Origin of the sequence: Kribbella sp. NPDC003505, from assembly GCF_040610875.1 — a bacterium.
Lineage (GTDB): Bacteria > Actinomycetota > Actinomycetes > Propionibacteriales > Kribbellaceae > Kribbella.
In genome coordinates this window covers 118,082-125,297 of record NZ_JBEXNA010000020.1, presented here as the reverse complement: position 1 = coordinate 125,297, position 7,216 = coordinate 118,082, and the positions used below count along the sequence as shown (strand labels likewise).

At 69.4% G+C, this 7,216-nt stretch carries 5 protein-coding genes and 1 pseudogene; 2 read left to right on the top strand and 4 right to left on the bottom strand.

Going from position 1 to position 7,216, the window contains the following annotated elements:
• Positions 1–122: 122 nt before the first annotated feature.
• Positions 123–434, top strand: a pseudogene (locus ABZX12_RS42050) (transposase); the annotation flags it as partial.
• Here the strand turns inward: ABZX12_RS42050 and ABZX12_RS42045 are convergent.
• The 4 genes from ABZX12_RS42045 to ABZX12_RS42030 all read right to left on the bottom strand — a co-directional run bounded on the left by ABZX12_RS42045 (position 412) and on the right by ABZX12_RS42030 (position 4,361).
• Positions 412–1,679, bottom strand: a protein-coding gene (locus ABZX12_RS42045; protein WP_355701084.1) for an IS3 family transposase whose coding sequence is annotated in 2 segments (ribosomal slippage) — positions 412–1,328 and positions 1,328–1,679 — 1,269 coding nt in all. Because the reading frame shifts where the segments join, the coding sequence is not laid out codon by codon here. The pseudogene ABZX12_RS42050 and the gene ABZX12_RS42045 overlap by 23 nt on opposite strands.
• 489 nt (positions 1,680–2,168) lie before the next feature.
• Positions 2,169–2,915: an SDR family NAD(P)-dependent oxidoreductase gene (locus ABZX12_RS42040; RefSeq protein ID WP_355701083.1), complete on the bottom strand. Its 747-nt coding sequence runs from the start codon at positions 2,913–2,915 to the stop codon at positions 2,169–2,171.
• Positions 2,908–4,149, bottom strand: a complete 1,242-nt coding sequence (locus ABZX12_RS42035; RefSeq protein WP_355701082.1) for a class I adenylate-forming enzyme family protein — start codon at positions 4,147–4,149, stop codon at positions 2,908–2,910. The genes ABZX12_RS42040 and ABZX12_RS42035 overlap by 8 nt, the downstream gene beginning before the upstream one ends.
• Positions 4,146–4,361 carry an acyl carrier protein gene (locus ABZX12_RS42030; RefSeq protein ID WP_238350281.1) on the bottom strand — a complete coding sequence of 72 codons (216 nt, stop codon included), beginning with the start codon at positions 4,359–4,361 and terminating at the stop codon, positions 4,146–4,148. Before ABZX12_RS42030 ends, ABZX12_RS42035 begins: the two co-directional genes overlap by 4 nt.
• Before the next feature lie 392 nt (positions 4,362–4,753).
• Between ABZX12_RS42030 and ABZX12_RS42025 the strand changes: the two genes are divergently transcribed.
• Complete coding sequence (locus ABZX12_RS42025; RefSeq protein WP_355701081.1) at positions 4,754–7,216, top strand: hypothetical protein; 2,463 nt, start codon at positions 4,754–4,756, stop codon at positions 7,214–7,216.

Genomic DNA, 7,216 nt, shown 5'->3' with positions numbered 1-7,216 from the left:
GCTACATCGCCCGCCAGATCTACCGCGACATCATTACCTCCAGACGATCGCCTTCAACAGCCGCCACAGCCGCTTGACATCCATAGGGGCATCAAACTCCTCGACCAGACCGAGCACACACCCTGCCCGACGTTCACGCCCACCTCGACGACGCTCGCGACGAAGTGCTGGCCTTCACCGCGTTCCCACGCGACGTCTGGCGCCAAATCTGGTCCAACAACCCCAACGAGAGACTCAACCGCGAAATCCGCCGCTGCACCGACGTCGTCGGCATCTTCCCCGACCGCCCCTCGATCATCCGGCTCGTCGGCGCCGTCCTGGCCGAACAGCACGACGAATGGGCCGACGGACGCCGCTACCTCGGCCTCGACGCCCTGGGCCTTACCCCCGGTTCTTGGACACGGTGGTGGTTTATGCCGCTGCCGAGAGGGTAGCGGTGTAGCTGGTCTCGTAGGTGTTCGGGGATTGGTAGCTGCACCAGGAGTGCCGGCGGCGGGTGTTGTAGCGGACCAGCCATCTGAAGACCTGGCGGCGGCAGGTGGTCTCATCGGGCCAGGTGTTGTGGTCTTGGAGAACCTCGCGTTTGAGGGTGGCGTTGAACGATTCGGCGAGGCTGTTGTCGGCGCTGGTCCCGACGGCTCCCATGGATTGGGTGACTCCGACTTGGCTGCAGAGCCGGGCGTAGTCCTTGGAGGTGTAGACCGACCCGTGATCGCTGTGGAAGACGGCTCCAGCGAGGCCGCCCAGGCTGCTGCGGGTGGCCTGGGCGGCCTTGAGGGCGTCGGTGACGAGCTCGGTGCGCATGTGGTCGGCGACGGCCCAGCCGGCCAGGCGGCGTGAGTAGCAGTCGATCACCGTGGCCAGATAGAGGTTGTTGCCATCGGCAAGCGGCAGGTAGGTGATGTCCCCGACATAGCGGAGGTTCGGGGCCTCGGCGGCGAAATCGCGGTTCAGCAGGTCGGGCACCTTGCGATCGGCCGGCTCGGGGATCGTGGTCTTCACCCGCCGCTTGCGCTGGTAGCCGCGGATGCCGTGCTCGCGCATGACGCGGGCGACCCGCTTGTGATTGACCCGCTGATCAGCGGGAACGCCGTCGTTGAGCTCCGCGGTCACCCGCCGCGCACCGACGGTGTTGTCCTCGCCGTGAACGGCCCTGATCCGTCCGGCGAGATGCGCGTCTGCGGCGGCGCGGGCCTCGCGGACCGGGGCTGCCTTGCGCCAGGCGTAGTACGACGATCGCTCGATCTCGACGAGCTCACACAACCGCTTCACCGCGAAGGTGGCACAGTGGTCGGCGACGAACTGGAAGCGGGTCACCAGCGCGTCTCCCCGGCGAAATACTTGGCCGCCTGGCGCAAGATCTCCCGCTCGGTGCTGAGCTTGGTCTTCTCCGCGCGCAACGCGGCGTTCTCGGCCTCGAGACGGGCGATCTTCTCCTCCGGCGTCTCCGGGCCCGAGGCCGGCTGCAAGCCGCTTCCTCGGCTGTTCGCGCGGCGGGTGGTCGTGGTCCCATCGGCGGTCGTCTGCTTGCCCGTGCCGTACTGGTCGACCCAGCGCTTCAGGGTCGTCCGCTCGATCCCGAGATCAGCCGCGATGCCCTTCAGCGTCGCGCCCGGGGTGGACTCGAACAAGTCGACGGCCTGCCGACGGAACTGCTCGGAGTAGTTCTTACGGGCCATAGTTCTCAATCTTCTCGCTTCTCCAGCAGATGCTGGATTCAGCGTGTCCAAGAACCGGGGTCAGGGCCCCCTCCACCGCAGCCGGCTTACCCTCATCACCAGCACCGCTCCCCAGGAAGACACCACAGCCACCATCAGCGCCTAACCACACAACAACGAAGGACCAAACGTCATACACCACTCCACAGGACTTGACCCCTCCGACGACTGGCCCATGCTTTGTATGCCCTTCGCGCGGTCGCCCGGCGCGGCGCTGGTCCGAGTGCAGGGTCGAGTGGATCAACCTACCCGGGGTGAAGAGTTGACTTTGTGGTGACTCCAACTCTTCTGCCCGGCATGATCGAGCGGTAGATCCGCGACCCGGTCGGCCGGCTGACGCCGTACATCTCCACGCGTCCGGTCTGACCGACGTTCTGCCGTAGGTACATCAGCACGGAACAAACCCACGGCTACCACTCGAAACGAGGATTTGTGGGCGATCTACGAGCCCTAGATCGAGGCGGCGCCGTCCACGACCAGGACCTGGCCGTTGATGTTGGTGTTGTCCAGCAGCAGCATGCGGACCAGCGGCAGGACGTCCTCCGGCTCGGTCAGGTGGCCGGTCGGGGTTCGGCGGACGATCTGGTCGAGCTGGGTCTGGCCGAGGACGGCCGACATCTCCGAGGCGAAGAACCCCGGGGCGATCGCGTTGGCGAGGATGCGGCCACCGAGTTCACGGGCCAGTGACCGGGTGGCCGCGTCCATCCCGCCCTTGGTGGCCGAGTAGGCGACCAGGCCGGGGTAGCCGCGTTGCGCGCAGATCGAGGTGATGTTGACGATCCGGCCCTTTAGGCCCTTGGCGAGCATCCGGCGCAGGACGAAGCGGGTCAGCACCAGCGGTGCGGTCAGGTTCGTCTGGATGATCTCGGCCAGGTGCTCCGCGGACGTGTGGACGTGCAAGGAGTCCTGGCCGATCGCCGCATTGTTGACCAAGGCATCGATCGGTCCCAGGGCATTCTCGACCTCGCGGACGAACGCCTGTCCGGCCGCGGTGTCGTTGACGTCGACGGACCCGTAGAACAGGTGCTCGGGGTACTTCTCGCCGAGTGCCGTCAGCTCGGGCGTGACCGTCCGGGCGAACGCGGCGACCTTCAGGCCGGCCGCGAGCAGGTCCGTGACGATCGCCAGGCCGAGGCCGCGGGAACCGCCCGACACGAGCACGACCGAGGCCGGCGGGACTGTGGTGACGTCAGACATCGCTCTTCAGGGTTTCCTTCTGCGGGATCTCGTCGAGGAACCTGATCCGCCGCGGTACGCCGTAGTCCGGCAACCGGGTCGAACACCACTGCACCAGGTCGGCGTCGGTGATCGGGCCGAGGGACCGGTTCGGGACGACCTCGGCCGCGACCATCCGGCCGACCAGCGGGGCCTTGCGCGCGAACACCCGCGCCCAGGACACGCCGGGATGGCCCATCAGCACGTTGCGGACGACGCCCGCCGACACCTTGGACCCGCCGACGTTGATCTCGTCGGTGTCCAGGCGGCCGGTGATCAGCACCCGGTCGCCGTCGAATTCGACCCGGTCACCGGTGCGGACCGCCCCGACCAGGCCGGCTCCGTGGTGCGGTGAGCGGATGACGAGCTCGTCGCCGTCGACGCTGACCACCGGGCGCTCCGGGTGCGGGTCGCGGTCCAGCCAGGCCCTGGGGAATCCGGCCTTGCCGTCGTGCACCACGATCGAGGCGCCGACCTCCGAGGACGCGTAGATCCAGGAGATCCGCGTGGCCGGGAAGAGCTCCCGGAGCTGATCGAGGATCGCCTGGTCGACCGGCTCGCCGCCGAGCGTGATCTGCTCCAGTGGTACGCCGGCGAGCGCGTCGGCGTCCCGGTAGATCGCCTGCCGCCAGAAGGTCGGCGTACCCGAGGCGGCCGTGACGCCGTGTTCGGCGGCGATCGCGGGCCAGTTCTCGAGCTCGTGCGGCTCGATCACGACCAGGCCTTGGTCGGCCTGGGTCAGCGAGAGCGTGACGACCTGCCACCAGGCGTACGTCCCGGGCGAGTACGGCAGGAGCCAGGTCCGCGGCGGCTGGTCGGCGGTGACCGTGGTCAGCGACTCGAGCGTGTGGCCGATGCGCTTCGGACGGCCGGTGGAGCCTGAGGTGAGCAGCCAGGCCCGCCCTGACTCCTCGACGCGCTTCAGCCTGGCTGGTGTGACTGCCCCATCGGGCAGGACGACCGCGAACCCGGACTCGCCCAGCTCCTCGCGCATGCGCTCGTCAACGCGCGATTCGGTGGCGACGAGCAGCTCCGTGCCGTGCACCGCGTGGTGGCGCAGGGCGGCCAGCGCGTCGGCGCCGTTGTCCACCAGAACGGCCGCGGGCGAGGGCAGCTGCGGCAGTTTGTGGAGCGTCCGCCAGGTCAGGCGCTTGCCGGCGACGACCACGGTGTTGTCGTCGCCGATCAGCGCGGTGGTGCGGCGCCGGCTGCTCACGCCGACTGGAGTTGCTCGATGAAGTCCAGTACGTCGCCGACCGTCGCGATCCGGCGCAGCCCAGGGGCATCGAAGTTCAGCTCGTCGCCGAGCTCGTCCTCCACCCGGAGGGCCAGCTCGGAGAAGTCCAGCGACCGGAACCCGATCTCGCGCAGGTCCGCCGTGTCGTCGGCCGGTAATGCCCGGCCCTGTGCCGTCATCACCTCACCCATCAACTCCCTGACCCGACTCCGATCCACCGAACTCATAGTCCCGAAGCCTAGCGCCGGACGTCCCGCGCTCACCAACCGTCCGGGCGCCGGAGCCGTCACGCTCAGCCGAGCCTCGCGCCGACGCTCCTCCCGGGGTTGCTGAGTGCCGGCGGTCCAGCAATCGCTTGAACCGGCTCCTGATCTCCAGCGCGACCAAGGTGATCGCCGGCGCCGCAGCGGCGAACGCCGCCAGCAGAACCTCCTCGACCGGCAGTCCGGCGATGTGCTGAACGACCATCGGACCCTCCCGAACGCTCCGAGGCTGGGAGATTACCGAGTGTAAACGGGAAGCGGTCGCCGGTAAACGGCTCACCGGCCGCGAGCGCGACATGGCGGACTCATACACTTTGCCGATGATCAGAGCGGGCCGGCGGCGTGCGACCGGACGGGGCATACGGACCGCGGCGGCGGCGAGTCTGCCCGTGCTCCCACTGGCATGGTTCGTGGCGCTGCAGGAGCACCCGCCGTGGATGCCGGCCGCCTACCTCGCCTATCTGCTGGTCGTGGTCGTCGTCCCGGGCACGATGTTCTGGCGGAGGCTGACCGGCGGCGTCGGCTGGCTGTCCGCGGACGTGATCCTCGGTACGGCGTTCGGGCTGGCCGTCGAGGCGCTGCTCTACCCGATCGGGATGCTGTTCGCGATGCCGTTCGCGGCGTTGCTGATGCCGGCGCTGGCGTTCGGCATGTGGCGCGCGCTGCCGCGTCGCACGCTGCCCGAACGACCGACGCCCTGGTGGTCGCTGGCCGGGATGATGGTCGCGGTCGGCGTCGCGGCCGCGTGGTTCGTGCGGGTCGGCTCGCAGCTCATACCGCTGAACGGCGCACAGGCGCTGCGGCCGGACTCGGACACTCCGCACAACCTCGCGCTGGCCGGTGAGGTCACGCACCACTTCCCGCCGCGGGTCCCGTACGCCGACGGCGGGTGGCTGACGAGTCACTGGGCGGCGTACGACCACATCGCGTCCGTGCACTGGATCACCAGCGTGCCGCTCGACGTGCTGACGCACCGGATGGTGCCGTTCGCCTGGATCCTGCTGACCGCGCTGGGCGCGGCCGCGGTCGGGATGCTGCTGACCGGGCGAGCGGTCGCCGCTCCGATCGCGGCCGGGCTCGTGGTGGCCGGCGGCGATCTGGTCGCCTGGCCGTGGACGGTGTCGGATCGGGTGTTCGCGGACGGGCCGTTCTCGCTGGGCGAGCTGACCAATCCGCCGCAGGCATTCTCGACGGTGCTGTTGCTGCCGTTGATCGCGGTGACGACGCTGCTGCTCCGTCGACGGCCGGGGACGACGCGCGGTCAGTTGTTCCGGCTGTTCGTCGCGGCGGGTGTGCTGATCGCCGCGCTGGCGTTGACGAAGGCGACGACGCTGCCTGTGTACGCGGCCGGGCTCGCGGTCGCCTGGATCTACCTGACGGTGCGGGCCGGGCGGGTGAACCTGCGTGCGCTGGTGCTCGGGGTCGGCGTCGCGGCGGCGTACACGGCGACGTTCTTCCTCGTCCTGCAGGGTGCCGCGTCGAGCGTGCGGTTCGATCCGGGTGCGACCTTCGAGAGCCTCGCGGACCGGATGGGCGGCGGCTCCGCGGTCCCGATCATCGCGGTGGTGATCGTGATCGGGTGGGTCATGCCGCTGGCCGGCGCGCTGCTGATCAGGCGGCGGGTGACCCGGGATCCGATGCCGGTCTTCCTGGTGGCCGGATTCGCGGCGGCGGTGCTGGGCGCGTCGTTGCTGGCAGATCGTGGGGAGACCCAACTGTTCTTCGTGCGGACCGGCTTCGTGTTCGGCGTCCTGCTGGCGACCTGGGGACTGGGATCGCTCGAGCGCCGGCAGTTCTGGATCGCCGGGGTCGCGCTGCTGATCGGGGCCGCGGCGATCTACTGGGGCCGCGAACGGTCGCCGAGATCGTGCACGACGGCCGGCTGCTTCGGGCAGAGCCTCGCCGTCGCGCTGGTGATCGCGGTGCTCGGGATCGGCGTGTTCGGGCTGATCCTGCGCGGCTCCCGGCGGACCTGGGCGGTGATCGCGGTCGCGGTCCTCGTCGGGACGACGGTGTCGCCGACGGTCGCGTCCGTCCGGCGGTTCGCGGAACCACCGCTGACGTCGTACGAGTCGATCGCTCCCGGCGGGATCGAGGCGGCGCAGTTCATCCGGCGGAACTCCGGCTCGAACGACCGGATCGCGACGAACCTGCACTGCCACCAGCCGCGGGCCTCGCACTGCGGGACCGGTTCGTACTGGATCGCCGGGTACGCCGAACGCCGCGTGCTCGTCGAAGGCTGGGCGTACCGGACGCGGGTCGACGACACCTACCCCGCGGGCGTGCAGGGACCGTACTGGGACCAGGAACAATTGCGGCTGAACGACGAGGTGTTCAGCAACCCGAGCCGCCAGGTGATCGAGACGCTGCGCACGAAGTACGGCGTGCACTGGCTGCTGCTGGACGAGCGGGTCGGCGCGGCGCCGAAGAACCTGGACAAGCTGACCGAGCTCCGGTTCCAGCTGGGCACCGTCCGGGTCTACCAGGTCTTTCCGCCGCCGTCCGAGACCCCGTTCCCCACGAAGACCCCGTCGCCGACGACGAGCCCGACGAACACCTCGAGCTTCCCGACCGGTACGCCGAGCTTCCCGACCGGCTCGCAGTCTCCAGGGGTGCCGACCGCGGCTCCGTCACCCGGTCAGACGCAGCCGACACAGCCGTTCCCGACCGGTCCGCTGCCGACCACCGGCAGCTTTCCGACCACTCCCGTCCCGACGCAGGTCACGACCACCCCGGTCCCGGCGCAGTTCACGACCACGCCGGGACCGACGACCACCCCGTAG

Excerpts from the sequence above, each read along its gene's own strand:
- ABZX12_RS42030 (WP_238350281.1), bottom strand. The coding sequence starts at position 4,361 with ATGGGTGAGGTGATGACGGCACAGGGCCGGGCATTACCGGCCGACGAC.
- ABZX12_RS42025 (WP_355701081.1), top strand. The coding sequence starts at position 4,754 with ATGATCAGAGCGGGCCGGCGGCGTGCGACCGGACGGGGCATACGGACC.
- ABZX12_RS42040 (WP_355701083.1), bottom strand. The coding sequence starts at position 2,915 with ATGTCTGACGTCACCACAGTCCCGCCGGCCTCGGTCGTGCTCGTGTCG.